Here is a 19,334-nt window from a genome sequence, read left to right on the forward strand (position 1 = left end):
ATTTCTACTGAAAGTCGCGGCTCCCCCGGGTGAGGTATCCGCCAAGCTGGAGGTTTTCCAACCTGTCCGCAGTGATACTCACTGCCCCAGTGGCGTTGCGGACTATGCCGCGTACGATCATCGCTTTCGCCGTGCGGGAAGTAACGCGATCCCGGTTCCACAAACCGGGTGACACAACCACGTTGATCAAACCGGTTTCATCCTCAAGGCCCAAAAACGTAAGGCCGGAGGCAGTCTGGGGGCGCTGGCGGTGCGTGACCACCCCGGCGACATAAACGCGCGTGCCGTCCTCAACGGTTTTCAGGTCCGCGGCGGTGAGCACCCCGGAGGAACGGAGATGTCCGCGCAGCATTTCCATCGGTTGTTTGTCATGCGTGACCCCGGTGGACGCGACATCCGCGGCTATGAGTTCAAAGCTGCTCATCCCCGGCAACGCCGGCGCCTCAATTGCAGAGAGGCCTTCTAACATTCCTTCGCGTTCCGTAGCGGCGACACCGGCCTGCCACAGGGCTTGCCTGCGATTCACCCCGAAGCAATCCAGGGCGCCTGCCTTCGCCAGGGCCTCCACGTGTTCGAGGCTAAGGTCCGCGCGACGGGAAAGATCGGGGATGCCGCTAAACGGCTGGGCTGTTTCAATCCGTTCAGCAGCTTTATCCCCAAGCCCCTTAATCAGGTTCAACCCCACCCGGATCGTGCCGTGATCAAGGCAACGGGCCTCCAGACCGGAATCATTCACGCTCACCGGCAGCACCGTGATGCCGTGGCGGCGGGCGTCTTGGATCAAGGACTGCGGGGAATAAAAACCCATCGGTTGCGCACGTAATAATCCCACGCAAAACTGCGCTGGATAATAGTGCTTGAACCAGGCGGAGAAATACACCAGTGAGGCAAACGATTGGGAATGGGATTCTGGGAACCCGTAGGCAGCGAACGCCACGATCTTCGCCCACAGACGCGCCGCGGTTTCTTCCTCTATCTGGTTCGCCTCAAAGCATCCGTCGAAAAAGCGCTGGCGCAACGCCTCCATCTTTGCTGGTGACCGCTTTGAGCCCATCGCGCGCCGCAATGAGTCCGCCTCCGCCCCGGAAAAACCAGCAGCATCGACCGCGACCTGCATGAGTTGTTCCTGGAACAGCGGCACACCCAGGGTCTTGCCCAGCGAATGTTCCAGCACAGGATGTTCGTAGGTGACTTCTTCCACGCCGTCGCGCCGCCGCAGGTAGGGGTGCACCGAACCGCCTTGGATTGGGCCCGGGCGGATTAAAGCAACCTCCACCACCAGGTCAAAGAACACGCGTGGTTTCAGCCGCGGCAAGGTGCCCATCTGCGCGCGAGATTCCACCTGGAAAACTCCCACAGAATCAGCACGGCACAGCATGTCATACACGGCAGGGTCTTTGAGGTCGAGTTCCCACAAGTTCACCGTGCGGCCTTCTGTTTCTTTCACCAGATCAATCATGTGGTGCAGCGCTTCCAGCATCCCCAGGCCCAGCAGGTCAAACTTCACCAGTCCCGCCGCCGCACAGTCGTCTTTATCCCACTGCACTACGGAGCGGTTTTCCATCCGCGCCCACTCAGTGGGCACAACATCCGCAATCGGCCGATCGCAGATGACCATGCCCCCGGAGTGAATGCCAAGGTGCCGCGGCTGACCTTTCAGTTGCTCCGCCAGGGAGGACACCCGCCCCGGCGGGTCCGCAATCCCCTTGGACCATCCGTCCGCGGCACCTTGCGGGTAGCCCAAGGCACGCGCTGCGTCTCGTACCGCCCCTTTGCGGCGGTACGTGATCACGTTGGCTACCTGCGCCGCGTTGTCGCGCCCATAGGTCGCGTACGCGTACTGGATTACCTCTTCACGCCGACCAGATTCAATATCTATGTCAATATCCGGCGGCCCATCCCGATCCGGGGAAAGGAAGCGCTCAAAAAGCAGGCCGGCTTCTATCGGTTCAACGTTGGTGATTCCTAGGGCAAAACACACCGCGGAGTTCGCCGCAGAGCCGCGACCTTGGCACAAAATGTTCTCCCGGCGGCAGAAATCCACCAGGTCATTGACAATGAGGAAATACCCAGGAAACCCCAGCTTGGAGATCACCCCCAGTTCATGCCGAATTTGCGCCACTGCGCGATCCCGCGTGTCCTGCGACCGCGTGGCGTACCGTTCTTGCCCGCGAACATGCACCAGGTGGCGCAACCACCCCATCTCGTCATATCCATCAGGCGTGGGAAACGGTGGCAAGTTCGGTGCCACCAAGTCCAAGTCAAAAGCACAGTCCTTCGCTAGTTGCAGTGCCGTATCAATCATTCCCGCACAGTCAGGGGCAGCAGCAAGGATCTGTTCGCCGGAGCGCAGCCAGTTCGCGCCCATCGGGTGCAAGTCCCCCCAGGCATCGCCTAATGCTTGACGACGAGCCAGTGCGCGCTTTGCAGCAGCCAACCGGGCCCGGTCACGGGTGGCGGCACCGGGCAAGGCCGTGACAATGGCTGGCAGCTCCGGATGTGCCTGAAGTGCAGCGTGGTGATCCGCATCTTCTGGAGTCATGGTGATGGCGAACTCCCGCACTACATTGTCCCGACCAAAACATTCGATCAGGTAATCGATATCTTCCGCCCAGGACCATCCAGCAAGCACCACGCAGTTTCCCCTCAAAGCGTCAGCGATGAGCTCCATGGGTGGATACGCCACTTTGTCTTTCTGTCCCGTGACCATGTGCGCTTGCGTGATCAGATGCGACAGGCGCCGATACCCTTCCGGACCCCGCGCAATCAACGGCAGGGGTGCGCCCCACCCCCCATCCGCAATAGTCAGCTCCGCCCCATACACCGTCGCCACACCCGCCGCTTTCGCAGCATCCGCGAATTTCACAGCGCCATAGAATCCATCACGATCAAGCAGGCCAAGGGCCTCAATCCCAAGCTCACACGCCCTCGAAACAAGCTCTTCAGGTTCTGACGCGCCGCCGGTTTCACTGAGAAAACTGTAGGTCGACACGGCGTGGAGCTCCGCGAACGGAATGCCGCCGGGCGCACGTTTATGGTCAACGGGCGGCGGCGCGGGAAGGTGATTCACGGGCACGGGAATCGGGCCGGGCCGACCGGACAAAATCCGCTCGATCCGCGACCACGGCATCCGCGCGCCTCCATTGAACTCCATGCGTTTCATGGTAATAGCATCCGCGACATTATTCGAACTTGCGTACTAACATCGCGAAACGTCTTGTTTCAAAGAAGTAGACTAAGCGGTGCAGCAGGTGTTAAGTTCTGTGCAGTTGAACCGATAGAAAGGCATAGATAATGCGCATTAAGAAGATTGTTGCCGCAACCGCGGCATCTGCACTGGCCCTCGCCGGCCTGGCCGCATGCTCCGACTCCACGGAGGCAGGCAAGGGCACGGACGACAACAAGGTCGTCATCGGCACCACGGACGCGGACCAGGACGCCTGGAAGGTGTTTGAAGAAGAGGTAAAGAAGGAAGGCATCGACCTTGAGGTGAAGAAGTTCACCGAGTACACCCCGGTGAACCCTGCTCTGAGCGAGAAGCAGATTGACATCTCCAAGTTCCAGACCATTGACTACCAGGCAAAGTACAACGTCTCGGCTGGTAAGGACACGAAGATCATCGGCTCCGGTGAGATCAACACCTTGGGCCTGTTCTGGAAGGACCACGACAGCCTCGACGGCATTGAGGGCCAGGAAATCGCCATCCCTAACGATGACTCTAACCAGGGCCGCGCCATCAACGTGCTGGTTCAGGCTGGCCTGGTGAAGGTCAAGGACGGCGCTAGCAAGCTCACCCCGACCCCGAACGACATTGTCAAGGACGAGTCCAAGGTGAAAGTCGTTGCAGTGGACGCATCCCAGACGCCGGCTGCGTACAACGAAGGCCGCCCGGCTGTGATCAACAACAACTGGCTGGAACGCGCGAACATCGACGCGAAGTCCGCTGTCTACGCAGACGACCCGAACTCTGAGTTGGCGGAGCCCTACATCAACGTCTTCTCCGTCCGCGCAGAAGACATTGACAACCCGACGTACGAGAAGTTGGTCGAGATCTGGCAGTCCGACGCTGTGACCGAGGCACTGGAGAAGCAGACCAAGGGCACCGCAGTTCAGGTCAAGAAGGACAAGACCGAGCTGAACAAGATCCTCGAGCGCCTTCAGAACGAGAGCAAGTAATTGAGTACCGCCGGCACCCGGATTGAATTCCGGGACGTGAACAAGACGTTCCGCTCTAAAAGTGGAACCGACATTGTTGCGCTAGACAACGTCACTCTCACCGTCGAACCTGGGGAGATCCTTGGCGTCATCGGATATTCGGGTGCTGGTAAATCCACGCTCGTTCGCATGATCAACGGGCTAGACACGCCCACCAGCGGCGAGATCCTGCTCGACGGTAAGAACATCGTGGGGCTGAGCGAGTCCAAGCTGCGCGATGTTCGCCGCAACATTGGCATGATCTTCCAGCAGTTCAACCTGCTGAACTCGCTTAATGCGGCGGGCAACATCGAGTACCCGCTGAAGCTCACCGACATGAGCAAAGCGGAGCGCAAAGCCCGCGTCGCCGAGCTGCTGGAGTTCGTCGGCCTGTCTGAGCGCGGCACGAACTACCCGGAGCAGCTCTCCGGCGGGCAGAAACAGCGCGTCGGCATCGCCCGCGCGCTGGCCAACAATCCTTCGCTTTTGCTTGCCGACGAAGCAACGTCCGCCCTGGACCCGGAGACCACCAAAGAGGTCCTTGACCTTTTGCGTGAGATCAACGAGAGCACGGGCATTACCATCGTGGTGATTACTCACGAGATGGACGTGATCCGCTCTATCGCGGACAAAGTCGCGGTGATGGAAGCTGGCCGCGTGGTGGAGTACGGGCGCATCTCTGATGTGTTTGCTCATCCCCAAACTCACGTTGCCCAACGCTTCGTGGCAACGTCATTGCGCAATACGCCGATGGACCATGAGGTGGATGAGCTGTTCGCTGATGCTGACGCGAGCGCCCGACTGTTCACGGTAGAACTCACCGAAGATTCGGGCTTTTTCGCCGCGGCGTCACGCCTTGCGGACCAAGGCGTAAGCCTACGCGTGGTCCACGGCGCGGTGACCACCTTGCAACAACAGTCCTTTGGCAAGCTCACCGTTCGTCTCAGCAGCACTGATCCGAACGGGCAGCGCGCCATCGAGGATTTCTACCGCACTTTGCAACAGACCACCGACATTAAGGAGGTCACCCGATGACCGACGTGATCCTAGCCAGTGGCCCTGATTGGGCATCACTACGCGAACCGTTCATTGAGGCTTTCATTGACACGATGTACATGGTCGCGGTGACGATGGTGGTCTCCGGGTTCTTCGGCCTGATCATGGGTATTTTGCTCTACACCACCCGCCGCGGCGGCGTTTTGCAAAACTCCTTCGTCTACTGGGCGATCAACATCGCGGTGAACTTCTTCCGCCCCATCCCGTTCATCATCATGATCGCGATGCTCTACCCCATCACGCTTCAAGTGGTGGGCACGACGATTGGCCGCGGCGCAGCAACGTTCGTGATGTGCGTGGCAGCATCCTTTACAGTCGCCCGCATCGTGGAACAAAACCTCGTGGCCATTGACCCCGGCGTCATTGAGGCAGCCCGCGCGATGGGCGCGAGCCCCTTAAGAATCATCCGCACGGTGATCATTCCGGAGGCTCTAGGCCCGCTTATCCTGGGCTTCACCTTCATCTTCATCGCCGTCATTGATATGTCCGCCATGGCCGGTTACATCGGCGGCGGCGGTTTGGGTGACTTCGCCATCGTCAACGGTTACCGCGCCTACGAACCACTGGTCACCTATGCGGCCGTCATCGTGATCGTCCTGATCGTTCAGTTGGCGCAGCTTTTAGGCAACCTCCTGTCGCGCAAGATCATGCGCCGGTAATCTGCAGATCGTCGACCTGCCAGTAGGTTGCCTCTTTCGGCACACCACCGCACGAAGAAATGACGCCGTGCGCCGGCTTCGTCGATAAGAAAAGCTCGAACTTCCGGCCCGTGGCACCGCACCGCATGACGACGGTCGCCTTTCCGTCGCCCTGCTCGCAGCTGACTAGCGACAGCTGCCCGTAGGCGACATCTTCCCCAGCCAGCTGGAGGTGCTGCGCCACGGCGAGTTCCGCAACCTGCGCGGGCGCGGGTAACAACCCATTACCGCGGTTTCCTGGCACGAACATCTGCCCGCGCATGGCCGCGGCAATCATCGCCTCAGTTGCCTCTAAATTCATCCGCCCGAAGCTATAGCCCCACGGCATGAGCAGCATCGCAGCCGCGAAACGGTGGCCTTTGACGTGCGAGGACTCCCACACGACCTCCCCCGTCGACGCAAAGGGGTAGCGTTTATCCAACTCTTTGACCAGGGGGCGGCCTTTGATCGCACAACAGCGATCCCGCTTCGCGTGCGTACACACCAGCACCAGCGGCGCCATGCGCGTCTGCGCGCGATTCTTGCCGGGCCCAGTCAAGTCAAGGTCCAAAAGAGCCTCTGGCTTATCGACGAAGAGACCTTCGGTGATCCCCAATTCCGGGAACACCAAGTACACACGGTGGCGGGTAATAGCGCGCCCCTCGCGCGTGGGGTGGCGGATCAGCTGGAACGCTGCGCCATGGGCATCCATGTGTGCTTTCAGCTTCGCGGAGAGCTCCTCACCGAACGTCCCCCCATCCAGCACGTCACGGCTCCACGGGCCCGGCCACTCAAACAAAACATAAAAGCGAGCCTTCTTCGCAGTGCCGGGCAGTGGTTCCACCTCCACGTCGGAGCACAACTGCCTAGGAATGCCTGCCATGCGTATTAGCCTAACCTAAGTCGCTGCCATCACTTAATGTCCCTCCTTAGCGGTAGATAGCCTCTACCTTCCACTGCTGGCCCACCCACATCAGCAACCAGGCCATCGGCCCAGCCTCCCCCGTGCCTGTTACCTGCATGCGAGCTACTTTCAACGGGGTGTCTGTCCACCACCCTTCATCCACAGGCCATGGTCCTGCCCACCCAGTGACTACATACCGGTCTTTGCCCCACGCCAACGCGTACGGGGTTGAGGTGAGCAACACTTCAGCGGTCACACCGACCTTGTTCGCTGCATCATCGATCAGCACAATGCGTGACGCCGGGTGATCGATTCCACCGCCACGGATCAGCGTGCGCGGCGAAACTAGTTCGGTGGGTAACGGCTCTGGGATCGCGCCCGGCCAAGCAGCATCCGGTACCACGGGCGGCTGTTCCCCAAACGGGACGAGCGCAATACGTTCCGCCACCCCGCGGCCGCCCACGAGATGCGGCTGCACCACAGCGTCAATTCCCAGAGATGACTGGACGCGCTCCGCCACCTTCTGTGCTTCCATTTTGGCTGCACGCCCTGCTGTGCTCCCCCACAGCTCACCGACGGATTCCGGCAGCGCGACTTCAACCGGATCAAGGATCAGTGACTCGATCGCCCCTGCTCCCCCGCCGGTGAGCCAGCTATCCAGCTGCCAGCGCACCCGGTCCGCCGTCGCCGCTTCGGTGAGCGCATCACGGGTCCGCCATATCCGCTCCACCCTCGTGCCATCAACAAGCTGGGCGATCACCTTCAGCCGCATGCACACGCATCCCGCATCCCGCAGCTTCTCATGCAGGCGGGCCGCCAACATGCGGGCACCGAACGCCGCCTCATCAACGCGCTGAATCGGATCATCCGGCGTGATCGCCACCGCCAAGTCCTCCACGGGCAGTTCCGGCGCAACCCTGCGGTCGGGCGCAGCCCGCGCAATGCGGTGGCAGTGCAACCCAGCGGCCCCAAAACGCGTTGACACCGCCGTGACAGGCAGCGCCGCGAGCTCCCCCAACGTGGAAATCCCCAGCTGCCGCAAACTCCCCACCGTCTCCGGATCAGCGCCAAGCGATACCTCAGCGGTCAGCATGCTCAACGGCTGCGATGCCAAGAACTGCGCCGATTCCCCCGGTGGAACTACATGCCCACAACGCGCGGCGATCATCGCGGTGGCCAACTCATCTGCGGCCCCGGCGAGCGCATCAATTCCCCGCCGTGACGCCGCATCAATCAGCATCTCCGTAGCTACGTCTTCACCGCCGTGGAAACGCGCCGGCGCCGCGAGGTCAACGACCACCAACCCCGGACGCAGCACTTCCACGGAGGAGGCAACATCATCAAAACTTTCCGCCAGCGCCGCGAACATCCGGCCATCCCGATCCGGGTTGTCCTCAATCACTCTCAGCCCCGGGCACACCGACTGCGCATGGCGGACCTTCATCCCCCTACGCACACCCCGCTTACGCGCGTGCGCTGACACAACCTTGATGCGATGCTGCACGCCAATAGCCAGTGGTTCCACCAGCGCATCATCCGCATCTAACACCGCCGCGTGAATCGGCCAATCCGGGAACCACACCGCCGCCACGCGCATACTCTCACGCATCACAGCACCGCCTTAAGCACAGGCTTGAGCACAGAGTGGTCTTTCGCCTGACGCGCCCCCTGGCCCAGCGTGACAGTCCCGGATGCCGGTGACATCCCTTTCGCCTGACACCGGACCCGTAAGTCCACGCCAGTAATACGGCCGCTGCCCCGGCCGATGCCGGAATAGCCCTCCACTTTTGCGGTGACGGTAAGCGCCGGCGAAGCCACGGTCGCCCCAACCAGCACCAGCGCGGCTTTACCTTTGCGCAATTTGCCCAGTAGTGGTCGCGCACGCACCGGGGAGAGCTCTAACCGCACTGGTGAGCGATACACCACCATATCCAGCCCTTCAGCCAGCACTCCCGCAATCCCCAGCGGATCCATCCCTGGCTCGGGGACAGCGATGATACGTTCGAGCCCCTCAACTGCCACGCCCGCATAGGACAACTCTGGCCAGCCCACTACCCCAACGAAACCACCAGCGGCGGTTACCCGACTAAGAATCTCCACCATCAACGCAGGTGTCTCACTCACGTGCGTAACCGCCCGACGCGCAAGACCGCCACCAGGAAGCAGCATGTTTAATTCCCCGCCCACAGGAAGAACGTCTACATGCTCAGAGATTTTCTCCAGCTTATTCGCCGCACCGCCGCTCATCCGATCCATCTGTAGGCGCAGCTGCGCGATCTGCTCCGCCCGGGAAATATCCCCTCCGGGTTGCAGATCAATCTTACGAACAGATGTTCCACCCACGCGATCAATTATGCACCCGCCCCGCGACACGGTCAATCCGTTAATTCGAACGCAAGTACGGGAAGAGCCCGAATCTACACAGGCTCAACAATCTACTCGAAACCGTTTCGAGTAGATTTCAAGTATCACCGTTTACGCAGGTCAAACTAGAAACGACGCGTTTCAAGTAGGTTTCAAGTAGCTTTCGAGTACATTTCGAGTAGCCCGAAATTAGCCCAGCGGCCCTCGAACAGACCACACTGCGCGGGGGTCACGGGGGCTGTTGCCGCGCCAATCAACGATTCCCTTTTCCCGCATTGCTTGGAGAGCGCGACGCACAGGAGGCGTTGACAAAGACAACGCCTCTGCCACCTCTCCAGTAGACATCGGCCTACCGCTCGCTTGGAGCGCAGCGAGCACATCTGCAGCACTGCCCGGAAGGTCATTAGCAACATCTACGCCCAAACGCTGGAGAGCGTTCAACGTCAGGATGACGCTCCCGCTCGTTTGCTTGTACACGGGATCGGCGAAGCCAACTCGACGCATACCGGCGAACATACGCCGAATCCCCTCACCAAGTTCCTGGCCAATGTGAAGCTCCGAAGTGACGCGCGCAATCAATGGGTTCCTGGCAAAGCGCGAAATCTTCTCCGGCTTACTGGGGTCCACCAGCCCCGGAAAGCGGCCGGGGCTCGAGACTTCTATCCGGTTTGGGTAGATCTCAAAACGAATGTGGTCACCGGCCATGCTGTAGGACCTGTGAATAACTGCATTGACCAGACCCTCAAGCCACACATCATGCGGGATTAGATTCTCGTCTTCAAAGAGCCCGCTTCCCGTCAGCCTACGAACACTGGGCAACATCGCGCGAATAGCTTCCTGCGCTTGAGCAATTTGCTGTGGCAGGGTCCCATCAAATCGTAGATCAGCAATAAGCTGTTGCTGATAACCAGGCAATCGATCATCTTCCCCAAACTGCAAAACTCGAACATGCGCGCTCGGGAAATACTCCTGCGGGTTCTCACCAAACAAAAGAAGCGCGGCCGTACGCGGACGGCCTTCCCGATCAAGGAGGTTCCGAGCCTTCAGGGCATCCACGGCAGAAGATGAGCCGATCACATCCGCATAGGCACAAACAGCCTCCCAGTCAAGATCTTCGCTTGCCGCCATGGCCGGAACGGAAGCATCATACTGTTGCTCGCCCTTGGTATACCGGAGTTCAAGAATGTCATCGGCACCCAAATTCCGTGATTCATCACCCACGCGAAGAAAACACTCACCGGATTTCAAGTAGTGAACCCGTTCACTTGGAAGAACGTGAAAAAGCAATACTTGGTCATCTTCGTTTACTGAAAACGCTTCAATCGTGACCCGAACGGTCGGATCCGTATGGTCCAGTGTCACTTGTCGAAGATCATTTTCCTGCCCAGCAGTCGGTCTACCATCAAACCGGCGGTCACTAATACCAACCGCAATCACGCCACCTTCAGCATTGGCCATCCCCACAATTGTTTTAGCCAAGTCCTTCGGTTTGATCCGGAACGATTTTCGTTCAAACCATTGGTCTTCAGGAACACTGAGAAGCAGAGTCGGATCCTCGCGGTATCGGAAAGGCTCATTCACGCTACACATTCTACTCGAAACCGTTTCGAGTAGATTTCGAGTAGCAGCGTTTACCCAGGTCAAACTAGAAATGACGCGTTTCGAGTAGGTTTCAAGTAGCTTTCGAGTACGTTTCGAGTAGCTAATCCAGTGAGTGATCGGCTGCCCAGCGGGTGAGTTGGTGGCGGTTGGAGGTCTGTGTTTTGCGCAAAATGTTCGACGCGTGGGTTTCTACCGTCTTCACTGAGATGAACAGCTGCTCGGCGATTTCTTTGTAGGTATATCCCCGCGCAAGGAGTCGTAGAACTTCCAGCTCGCGGCGGGTGAGAACGTCGATCGCAGGATCATCGTCGCTCACAGGCTCCGGCTCCCCCGCCGGGTCCTCAGCGACTCCACCCGATGCGAAAGCGTCAAGGACAAAACCAGCCAGCCGCGGGGAAAAGTACGCGTCTCCACCGTGAATGCAGGCGATCGCTTCGGCCAGCTCAGCGCCGTCAATGCTCTTGGTCACATACCCACGAGCACCCGCACGAATCAATGCAATCACGTCTTCTGCGGCATCGGAAACGCTTAAGGCAAGGAATTTCGGAGCCTCAATTGGATGCGACTGCCCCAGCACTGCCTGGATAACCGCCAAACCACCGCCGTCCGGCATATGGACATCCAAGAGCACCACGTCAGGGCGGGCATCACGGATTCCCGCCACGGCATCGGAAACGGTCCCAGCATCCCCCACGATGTTGATTGCGGGGACAGCCGCGAGCTCTGCTTTCACGCCAGATCGGAACACAGAATGATCATCTACCAAAAAGACCCTGATCTGGGGCACGCTTACCGGCTCGGTCATGGTGTCGAGGGTAGTTCGAGTGCGACTTCAGTGCCGGAACCGGGCGCGGTGGTGATGGTAGCCGTGCCCCCGGCGCGCTCCATACGGCCAGTAATGGACTCGCGCACACCGTGGCGATCAGCCGGAATGTGCTCAAGATCGAACCCTGCTCCCCGGTCACGAACGTAGACGGAAACCGCCTCAGCCGGAAAATGCTCCACGTACACGTCCACACTGGTGCATCCAGAATGCTTCGCGGCGTTGACCATAGCTTCCCGCGCAGCAAGCACGATCGGCTCAACCGCACCGGTGTAGGCGGTATCCTCACCCACGGTGACGGGACTAATCCGCACGTTAAACATATCTTCCACCTCACCGGCGGCAGTGTTGATAGCGGAAAAAACCGTCGCTGGAGCTGGACTTACTGGGCTTACTGGGCTTTCAATTTCATCCGGAGTAGTCGGCGGGGTGTCGTCGAAAAGCCACGCGCGAAGCTCCCGCTCCTGACGGCGGGCTAAGCGGGCGACCTCCCCTGGATCATCCGACCGTTTTTGAATAAGCGCGAGGGTCTGAAGAACCGAATCATGTAGATGCGACGCAATGTCAGCGCGCTGATCCGATGCTGCTTTCGCTTCCTTCTGCGCCACGAGATCACGAACAAGCCGGGCAATAAGTGGCACAACCAGCAACGCGATGCCGAACACCGCGATCAGAACGGCCAGGATGATCCCACCAACCGGCCCGGCTTTCGACGTGCGGTCCGTCATCGTGGCCAGTGCAATGACACCGCCCAGAACCAACAACCCGCCAACGGCCAGCAATGCGATCGTCCCTATCGAGTGAATGTCGCGGTCATACGCGCGCCAGGCCAGCACTGTGCCCAACGCAACGATGGCGAGAACCCCCACTGCCCCTGAGCCACTTTCACCACCACCAAGATGTGGCAGGGCGGAGAGCAACATCGCTAGCGCAACCAACAGGTAGTTGGCGGATTCGCCCCACTTCCTTTCGTCGATAGGCGACGCTGTGCCCTGCGGAACGAATGCCCACGCCAGACCGTAAAGAAGCAACCCCAGGCCCCCGGCGAGACACAAGCCTGTGAAGGCCAGGCGCACCCACAAAACATCGACGCGCAGGTGAGCCGACAGACCCGCAGCGACACCCGCGACAACACGGCCATTTGTGGACCGCGTAAGGCGCGGATAGGCGCGCGGGGCTTCAGCAGCATGGATAGCCATGTCCCCCATCATTTCATGGGGGTGCGGCACCCACATCAGGGGAAACCCTGAACTTTAAAAATCAGGGCAAATCCCGATACCGCTATGAGCTGCACGAACCCATACTTGAAGCATGGAAACGAACAACAACCAAAGCACTTTCGACCAGATGTGGGCAACCCGCCCGCCCCGCATCCCCAAGGACCAGGGCGGCAACGCGGTGGGCGCGGGCGTCTGCGAAGGCATCGCCGTGCGCTACCAAATCGACGTGACGCTGGTGCGGCTCGCATTCGTGGCGCTTTCCCTGGTGTTCGGCAGTGGCCTTTTCATCTACGTTTTGTGCTGGCTGTGTATGCCGCGATTCGGGATGTCCACCTCGCCGGCGCAGGCCATCGGACTTCCGAAGCAACAGCTCGATGATATGGAGCGCAAAGAGCGTGACCTCGCGTGGCTGCTGATCATCTTGCTCATTGTCTTCTTCCCCTCAATCTCCATCGGCACCGCCGGGTTCGGGGTGTTCTCCAGCCTCGGCGGAGTGGCCCTGGCTGGCCTTGCATGGTGGGCACTCCACCAGCGCTTGCCTGAACCGCCCGCGGGGCTCATCGCGCAGCCGCGCCCGCGTAACGGCGAACGAACGGACACGTCTTCGCCTGCCGACCCACTGGTGACCGCGGGTTTCAGCCCTGCACCTGGGTATCCACACCCCGGCGCGGGCCGCACAACCCCGCCTGCCTGGGACCCGTTGGGGACCGCCCCTGCACTGTGGCACCTGCCCGATCCGGATGAAACGCTGGGTGCAGGCGCCGGCTCCAACACCCAACCCCAAAAGAGCCGCCGCCTGTGGCTGTGGATCCCCGTGGCGCTAGTGTGTTCCGGCTTCATCTTCCTTGGCCTGCTGTTCACTGACTCCGCACGGTTCTACACCTTCGACTCCGGTGTGATCGGCCGCATCGGCGACACCACCATCACCTACCACGAAGGCGACGACCTGGAACGCGTCAACTCCTGGGTGGGCAGCGTGACCCTGGACTTGAGCGACATTGGTACTCAAGAAAAAGCCCAGAAATTGGAAGTTGGCAACTACATCGGCAGCATCAACATCACCCTGCCCAAGGACGTGCCAGTTGATGTGACGTGCGCCTCAAGCATCGGGGAAAACAACTGCCCCGCCGGCACCATGAACAAAGACGCCAAAGGCGAAACCATCACCATCGACGCCCGCCAGTTCCTCGGCGAGATCACCATCGAATAGCGCGGAGGCAGTATACTTCGATGATTTCAGCCACAATCCCCACCGCCGTGAACTGCGCAAACTATATGCGCAAGGACTTATGTGGCATCGAAGTATAGTTTTATGAGGACTGGCGCTACGGCGCCAATCCTTACTCCCACTCGATGGTCCCGGGCGGCTTGGAGGTCACATCCAGCACGACACGGTTGACGTCTTCGACCTCATTAGTGATGCGGGTGGAGATCGTCTCCAAGACCTCGTAGGGGACGCGGACCCAGTCGGCGGTCATGGCGTCCTCGCTGGCCACAGGACGCAGCACGATCGGGTGGCCGTAGGTGCGGCCGTCGCCCTGGACGCCGACGGAACGGACGTCAGCGAGCAGGATCACCGGGCACTGCCAGATCGTGTCATCCAGGCCCGCGCGGGTGAGCTCCTCACGCGCGATGGCGTCGGCCTTGCGCAGCGTTTCCAGGCGCTCTTCGGTGACCTCACCGATGATGCGGATGCCCAGGCCCGGGCCCGGGAAGGGCTGGCGGTTCACGATGACATCGGGCAAGCCAAGCTCACGGCCAACTGCGCGGACTTCGTCCTTAAACAGAAGGCGAAGTGGTTCAACCAGCTCAAACTCGACGTCGTCCGGCAAGCCGCCCACGTTGTGGTGGCTCTTGATGTTCGCGGTGCCCGATCCCCCGCCGGACTCAACCACGTCCGGGTACAGCGTGCCCTGCACAAGGAAGTCCACGCTTTGGCCTTCGTTGCCGGATTCGGCGAGAACTCCGGCAACCGCGCGCTCAAAGGAACGGATGAACTCCGCACCGATGGCCTTGCGCTTTGCTTCGGGCTCCGTGACGCCAGCGAGTTTGTTCAGGAAGGCTTCGCGCTCATCGACGGTGACCAGCTTGGCGCCGGTCGCGGCAACGAAGTCGGTTTCGACCTGCTCCCGCTCGCCTTGGCGCAGGAGACCGTGGTCGACGAAAACGCAGGTGAGGCGGTCGCCGATGGCGCGCTGAACAAGAGCCGCGGCAACAGCGGAATCGACGCCACCGGACAAACCACAAATGGCATGGCCGTCAGGGCCGATTTGCTCCGAAATCGCGTCGATAAGCTGGTCCGCAATGTTGGACGCCGTCCATGTCTGCTCAAGGCCTGCGACCTCGGTGAGGAAGCGGGTCAGCACCTCTTGGCCGTGCGGGGAGTGCATGACCTCCGGGTGGTACTGCACGCCGGCCATGCACAGCTGCGTGTTCTCAAAGGCTGCAACCGGTGCACCGGCGCTGGTTGCGGTGACCTCAAACCCATCGGGGGCCTTGGTCACGGAATCGCCGTGGCTCATCCACACCGGGTGGGTCTCACTCAGACCGGCGTGAAGAACGCCACCGCGGACATCCATGTTGGTGCGGCCGTACTCGCGCGAGCCAGTCTTAGCCACGGTGCCACCCAGCGCCTGAGTCATCACCTGGAAGCCGTAGCAGATGCCGAACGTGGGCAGTCCAAGCTCAAAGATGGCCGGGTCGAGCTGCGGCGCACCGTCCTCGTACACCGAGGACGGGCCGCCGGAAAGAACGAGCGCGACCGGGTCTTTAGCTTTCAGCTCTTTAGCCGTGATCGTGTGCGGCACGACCTCCGAGTAGATGCGGGCCTCACGCACTCTGCGCGCGATCAGCTGGGCGTATTGCGCGCCGAAGTCTACAACGATGACGGGACGCGGGTGGGCGTTCGCAGACGGGGTCTGCTCTGGTGCGTTCGTGGAGGTAGTCACGGTTTCAGAGTTTAACTCATGGCCTGAATAGACTGAACAGTCGCAACTGTGCAGGGTGAATTGCGGGTTCAGGGCGGCGTCGATAAGCGTGCTCCCGGAAGATAAGTAGAGTTGAACGCATGTCGGTGAGCGAATTATCCACCTCGACCCAGAACTATTTGAAGGTCATCTGGAGTCTCACGGAATGGTCGACGGAACCCGTGACCGCGACCCTGATTTCGAAGCAGACGGGGCTGCGGACGTCGTCGGTCTCGGATGCTGTGCGCAAGCTCGCCGCGCAGGAGTTGATCGTGCACGCCCCGTACGGCTCGGTGGAATTGACCGAGAAGGGCCGCAAATACGCAGTGGACATGATTCGGCGCCACCGGCTCATCGAGACGTTCTTGGTAGAAACTCTCGGGTACTCGTGGGACGAAGTGCACGACGAAGCGGAGCACTTGGAGCACGCAGTCTCTGACTACCTGGTGGACAGGCTGGACAAGCTGCTCGGCCACCCCACCCGCGACCCGCACGGGGATCCGATCCCGGCCGCCGACGGTACGGTGCCCGCTTTGGACGCGCGCCGCCTCACGGATGCTGGGGCGGGTGCGGGCGCAGCGGGGACGACGGTCACTGTCGAGCGGATCTCCGATTCGGACCCGACCCTGCTGAAGTTTTTCGAGGAGAACGGCATCGTTGTCGGTGCCGTCCTCACGGTCTCAGAAGGTGCGCCGTTTTCCGAGTCGCTAGATGTGAAGGTGGACGGGGCAAAGAACTCAGTTGCGCTCGGCCGCACCGCTTCCGGCGCGCTGTTCGTCTCCAGTTAGACGCGCCGTTCCGCCCCGGCGCGCAGTGACGAGCCCCTGGCTCGGGCTGAACAGGTACACCAGCAGGAATGCGATCCCCTGCGCCATGACCACGAGTCCGCCAGGCGAAGCGTCGAGGTAGTAGCTCACGTACAGCCCCACGACAGAGCATACGGTGGCCACCGCAGGGGCGATCAGCAGCATGCGGCCGAAACTGTCGGTCAGCAGGGATGCGGTCGCGCCCGGAATGATCAGCATCGCCACCACGAGGATCACCCCGACGGCCTGCAACCCCACCACGCAGGTGAGCGCGAGCAGGGCGAGCAACACTGCCCCAATCAGCTTCGGCCGCAAACCAATGGCGTGAGCGTGCACGGGATCAAAGGCGAAAAGCGTGAAATCGCGGCGCTTGAGCATGAGCACAGCCAGCGTGGCCACGCCCAAAACGAAGATCTGCACAAGATCAGCTTTGGAGACGCCGAGCAGGTTACCGAAGATAATGTGATTGAGGTCGGTTTGCGAGGGCGTGACGGATATGAGCACGAGCCCGAAAGCGAAGAGCGTCGTGAACACGATTCCGATCGCAGCGTCTTCTTTGACCCGGCTCGTATCACGCACGACACCGATCAATCCCACGGCGAGGAAGCCGAAGACCACTGCCCCGAGAGCGAAGGGAACGCCCGCGATATACGCCAGCACCACGCCGGGGAACACTGCGTGGGACACGGCATCGCCCATCAGCGACCAGCCGACGAGGACCAGCCAGCACGACAGCACCGCGCACACGATGGAGGAAATCAGGCTCGTGGCGAACGCGCGGACCATGAAGTCGTAGGCAAACGGGTCGAAGAGAAAAGAGATCATCGTTTCATCACATCCAGTCCGAAGGCAGCGGCGAGATTATCGGGTTGCAGGACATCCTTGGGCGAGCCGTGCATGAGCACATGCCGGTTGAGCAGTATCGCTTCATCAGCCAAATCGGGCAACGTGGGGAGGTCGTGCGTCGACACAAAGACGGTGGCACCGCCGTCAGCAAGCTCGCGAAACAACCGGGTCATTGTCGCTTCGCTGCGCTTATCGACGCCCGCAAAAGGCTCGTCCAGCAGCATGATCCTCGCCCCCTGGGCAATGCACCGGGCAACAAAGGCGCGTTTCCGCTGGCCGCCCGAAAGCTGACCGATCTGACGGGAGGCGAAATCTGTGAGCTCCACACGCTCGAGTGCATGGTCGACGGCTTCGATGTCAGCCCGGCGAGGCCGGCGGGTGAAACCGAGTTGTCCGTAGCGGCCCATCATGACCACCTCCCGCACGCTGACCGGGAAATCCCAGTCCACTGCCTCGCGCTGAGGCACGTACCCGAGCACACCGGTGCGGCGGGCGACAGCGGGGTCATCTCCGTTCACGGCGACAGTCCCGGAATCCGGCCGAGTCTGCCCCATAATCGTTTTGAATAGCGTAGATTTCCCGGATCCATTCATTCCGACGAGTCCGCACACGCGTCCCGGCGCGATCTCGAGGGACGCGCCGTCGAGCGCGAGCACGCTCCCATAGTGGACGGTGACATCGCGCACGGATATCGCGGGAGTCGCGTTCGACGGAACGGCAACCGCGGGTATTGACGTTTCCTGTTGCACCGCGACGCCTACTTCTTACCCGTCAACGCCTGCGTGATCACATCGGCGTCGTGCTTGATCATATCGAGGTAGGTCGGAACCGGACCGTCTTTCTCCGAAAGGGAGTCAACGTACAGGGTGCCGCCGTAGATGGCATCGGTTGCGTCAACCACCTGCTGCATCGGTGCGTCCGAGACCGTGGATTCGCAGAACACGGCCGGCACGTCGTTTTCCTTGACGAATTCGATGGCGCGGGTGATCTGCTGCGGGGTTGCCTGATTCTCGGAGTTCACGGCCCAAAGGAACCGTTCCTCTAAACCAGCGTCGCGTGCCATGTAGGAGAATGCGCCTTCACACGTCACCAGTGCGCGATGTTGCTCAGGCAAGTTCGCCAACTCGTTGACCATGCCGTCCTGGACCTCTTGCAGCTGCTTTTTGTACTGCTCGCCGTTCTGCATGAAATCCTCAGCATGGTCCGGATCGAGTTCGCTGAACGCGGTGACCATATTGTCCACGTACTTCTCCACCTCAACCGGACTCATCCACACGTGCGGGTTCGGTTTGCCTGCGCCCTCGTCCTCGGTGATGTCGATCGGGTCCACGCCGTCGCTGACGGTGACGTGGGGCGCGTCGACTCCCTCGACGAATTGCGCGAACCAGTTCTCCAAGTTCAGCCCGTTATCCAGAATGAGGTCGGCATCGGACGCGCGGCGGATATCAGCCGGCGTGGGCTCGTAGCCGTGGATCTCCGCCCCCGGCTTCGTCAAAGACTCCACGGTCAAGTGCTCCCCCGCGACATTCTGGGCGATGTCCTGGATCACGGTGAAGGTGGTCAGCACTTTCGGCTTTCCACCGTCCCCGCGATCCTCCTCCGGGGCACACGCTGCGAGCGCCCCCGCGAGAATCATCGCCATCATCGCGGCTGCCGCCACAAACAGCGCTGATCGTGACGCCTGATTTTCCGACCGAACCATCGAGTTTTCCTTTCCTGAAAATGTATTCCGCCACATCTTTTCTTAAAGTTACGTATAGACGTACTTTTTGATTTAGGTCATACTTTAGTCTCAGTTTGATGGGAGTCAAGATGTCTCTGCCGTGACCTACGCCTCAACCCGTAGACATAAAAAACGCCCGGGGGATCATTGAAG

16 protein-coding genes are annotated in these 19,334 nt (G+C 60.5%); 5 read left to right on the forward strand and 11 right to left on the reverse strand.

The genetic code is table 11. The features are described from left to right. Positions 1 to 4: 4 nt before the first annotated feature. Positions 5 to 3,154, reverse strand: a complete 3,150-nt coding sequence (locus tag CAQUA_RS09330; protein ID WP_196825369.1) for an error-prone DNA polymerase — start codon at positions 3,152 to 3,154, stop codon at positions 5 to 7. A gap of 140 nt (positions 3,155 to 3,294) precedes the next feature. Here CAQUA_RS09330 and CAQUA_RS09335 point away from each other — a divergent pair, with 140 nt between their 5' ends. From CAQUA_RS09335 to CAQUA_RS09345, 3 genes are read left to right on the forward strand one after another with little or no spacing between them, the layout of a single operon-like run. Continuing rightward, complete coding sequence (locus CAQUA_RS09335; protein WP_196825368.1) at positions 3,295 to 4,176, forward strand: MetQ/NlpA family ABC transporter substrate-binding protein; 882 nt, start codon at positions 3,295 to 3,297, stop codon at positions 4,174 to 4,176. Beyond that, entirely contained in the window at positions 4,177 to 5,229 is a 1,053-nt protein-coding gene (locus CAQUA_RS09340) for a methionine ABC transporter ATP-binding protein (protein ID WP_196825367.1), read from the forward strand. It begins immediately after the preceding gene. Further along, complete coding sequence (locus CAQUA_RS09345; RefSeq protein ID WP_196825366.1) at positions 5,226 to 5,909, forward strand: methionine ABC transporter permease; 684 nt, start codon at positions 5,226 to 5,228, stop codon at positions 5,907 to 5,909. Before CAQUA_RS09340 ends, CAQUA_RS09345 begins: the two co-directional genes overlap by 4 nt. On the opposite strand, the gene CAQUA_RS09350 is transcribed toward CAQUA_RS09345, so the two are convergent. The 6 genes from CAQUA_RS09350 to CAQUA_RS09375 all read right to left on the reverse strand — a co-directional run bounded on the left by CAQUA_RS09350 (position 5,896) and on the right by CAQUA_RS09375 (position 12,819). After that, entirely contained in the window at positions 5,896 to 6,810 is a 915-nt protein-coding gene (locus CAQUA_RS09350; RefSeq protein ID WP_196825365.1) for a ferredoxin family protein, read from the reverse strand. The two genes, CAQUA_RS09345 and CAQUA_RS09350, sit on opposite strands and share 14 nt — an antisense overlap. Positions 6,811 to 6,856: 46 nt before the next feature. Beyond that, entirely contained in the window at positions 6,857 to 8,428 is a 1,572-nt protein-coding gene (locus CAQUA_RS09355; RefSeq protein WP_196825724.1) for a DNA polymerase Y family protein, read from the reverse strand. Positions 8,429 to 8,439: 11 nt separating this feature from the next. Beyond that, positions 8,440 to 9,174, reverse strand: coding sequence for a DnaE2-dependent mutagenesis accessory factor ImuA' (gene imuA' / locus CAQUA_RS09360; RefSeq protein ID WP_290178277.1), 735 nt, complete (start codon positions 9,172 to 9,174; stop codon positions 8,440 to 8,442). 210 nt (positions 9,175 to 9,384) lie between these two features. Next, on the reverse strand, positions 9,385 to 10,776 hold the full coding sequence (locus tag CAQUA_RS09365) for an ATP-binding protein (protein ID WP_290178278.1): 1,392 nt from the start codon (positions 10,774 to 10,776) through the stop codon (positions 9,385 to 9,387). A 121-nt stretch (positions 10,777 to 10,897) separates the two neighbouring features. Further along, positions 10,898 to 11,602: a response regulator transcription factor gene (locus CAQUA_RS09370; protein ID WP_196825363.1), complete on the reverse strand. Its 705-nt coding sequence runs from the start codon at positions 11,600 to 11,602 to the stop codon at positions 10,898 to 10,900. Next, positions 11,599 to 12,819: an ATP-binding protein gene (locus tag CAQUA_RS09375; protein WP_196825362.1), complete on the reverse strand. Its 1,221-nt coding sequence runs from the start codon at positions 12,817 to 12,819 to the stop codon at positions 11,599 to 11,601. Before CAQUA_RS09375 ends, CAQUA_RS09370 begins: the two co-directional genes overlap by 4 nt. A gap of 112 nt (positions 12,820 to 12,931) precedes the next feature. Between CAQUA_RS09375 and CAQUA_RS09380 the strand changes: the two genes are divergently transcribed. Beyond that, positions 12,932 to 14,050 carry a PspC domain-containing protein gene (locus CAQUA_RS09380; protein ID WP_196825361.1) on the forward strand — a complete coding sequence of 373 codons (1,119 nt, stop codon included), beginning with the start codon at positions 12,932 to 12,934 and terminating at the stop codon, positions 14,048 to 14,050. 130 nt (positions 14,051 to 14,180) lie between these two features. Here CAQUA_RS09380 and guaA read toward each other — a convergent pair whose 3' ends face one another. Further along, the gene (gene guaA / locus CAQUA_RS09385; RefSeq protein ID WP_196825360.1) at positions 14,181 to 15,788 is read right to left on the reverse strand and encodes a glutamine-hydrolyzing GMP synthase; all 1,608 of its coding nucleotides are present in this window, start codon (positions 15,786 to 15,788) and stop codon (positions 14,181 to 14,183) included. Between the two features lie 119 nt (positions 15,789 to 15,907). Here guaA and CAQUA_RS09390 point away from each other — a divergent pair, with 119 nt between their 5' ends. Continuing rightward, positions 15,908 to 16,594 carry a metal-dependent transcriptional regulator gene (locus CAQUA_RS09390; protein ID WP_196825359.1) on the forward strand — a complete coding sequence of 229 codons (687 nt, stop codon included), beginning with the start codon at positions 15,908 to 15,910 and terminating at the stop codon, positions 16,592 to 16,594. On the opposite strand, the gene CAQUA_RS09395 is transcribed toward CAQUA_RS09390, so the two are convergent. From CAQUA_RS09395 to CAQUA_RS09405, 3 genes are read right to left on the reverse strand one after another with little or no spacing between them, the layout of a single operon-like run. Continuing rightward, the gene (locus tag CAQUA_RS09395) at positions 16,544 to 17,437 is read right to left on the reverse strand and encodes a metal ABC transporter permease (RefSeq protein ID WP_196825358.1); all 894 of its coding nucleotides are present in this window, start codon (positions 17,435 to 17,437) and stop codon (positions 16,544 to 16,546) included. The two genes, CAQUA_RS09390 and CAQUA_RS09395, sit on opposite strands and share 51 nt — an antisense overlap. Continuing rightward, on the reverse strand, positions 17,434 to 18,207 hold the full coding sequence (locus CAQUA_RS09400; protein ID WP_290178284.1) for a metal ABC transporter ATP-binding protein: 774 nt from the start codon (positions 18,205 to 18,207) through the stop codon (positions 17,434 to 17,436). Before CAQUA_RS09400 ends, CAQUA_RS09395 begins: the two co-directional genes overlap by 4 nt. An 8-nt stretch (positions 18,208 to 18,215) precedes the next feature. Continuing rightward, the gene (locus tag CAQUA_RS09405) at positions 18,216 to 19,160 is read right to left on the reverse strand and encodes a metal ABC transporter substrate-binding protein (RefSeq protein WP_376993182.1); all 945 of its coding nucleotides are present in this window, start codon (positions 19,158 to 19,160) and stop codon (positions 18,216 to 18,218) included. Positions 19,161 to 19,334: the final 174 nt, after the last annotated feature.

The organism is Corynebacterium aquatimens (genome assembly GCF_030408395.1).
In the GTDB taxonomy this organism is placed as follows: Bacteria; Actinomycetota; Actinomycetes; order Mycobacteriales; family Mycobacteriaceae; genus Corynebacterium; species Corynebacterium aquatimens.

Coding starts and splice junctions, on each gene's coding strand:
- CAQUA_RS09330 (WP_196825369.1), bottom strand. CDS start 3,154: ATGGAGTTCAATGGAGGCGCGCGGATGCCGTGGTCGCGGATCGAGCGG.
- CAQUA_RS09335 (WP_196825368.1), top strand. CDS start 3,295: ATGCGCATTAAGAAGATTGTTGCCGCAACCGCGGCATCTGCACTGGCC.
- CAQUA_RS09345 (WP_196825366.1), top strand. CDS start 5,226: ATGACCGACGTGATCCTAGCCAGTGGCCCTGATTGGGCATCACTACGC.
- CAQUA_RS09350 (WP_196825365.1), bottom strand. CDS start 6,810: ATGGCAGGCATTCCTAGGCAGTTGTGCTCCGACGTGGAGGTGGAACCA.
- CAQUA_RS09355 (WP_196825724.1), bottom strand. CDS start 8,428: ATGCGCGTGGCGGCGGTGTGGTTCCCGGATTGGCCGATTCACGCGGCG.
- CAQUA_RS09370 (WP_196825363.1), bottom strand. CDS start 11,602: ATGACCGAGCCGGTAAGCGTGCCCCAGATCAGGGTCTTTTTGGTAGAT.
- CAQUA_RS09375 (WP_196825362.1), bottom strand. CDS start 12,819: ATGGCTATCCATGCTGCTGAAGCCCCGCGCGCCTATCCGCGCCTTACG.
- CAQUA_RS09380 (WP_196825361.1), top strand. CDS start 12,932: ATGGAAACGAACAACAACCAAAGCACTTTCGACCAGATGTGGGCAACC.
- CAQUA_RS09390 (WP_196825359.1), top strand. CDS start 15,908: ATGTCGGTGAGCGAATTATCCACCTCGACCCAGAACTATTTGAAGGTC.
- CAQUA_RS09395 (WP_196825358.1), bottom strand. CDS start 17,437: ATGATCTCTTTTCTCTTCGACCCGTTTGCCTACGACTTCATGGTCCGC.
- CAQUA_RS09405 (WP_376993182.1), bottom strand. CDS start 19,160: ATGGTTCGGTCGGAAAATCAGGCGTCACGATCAGCGCTGTTTGTGGCG.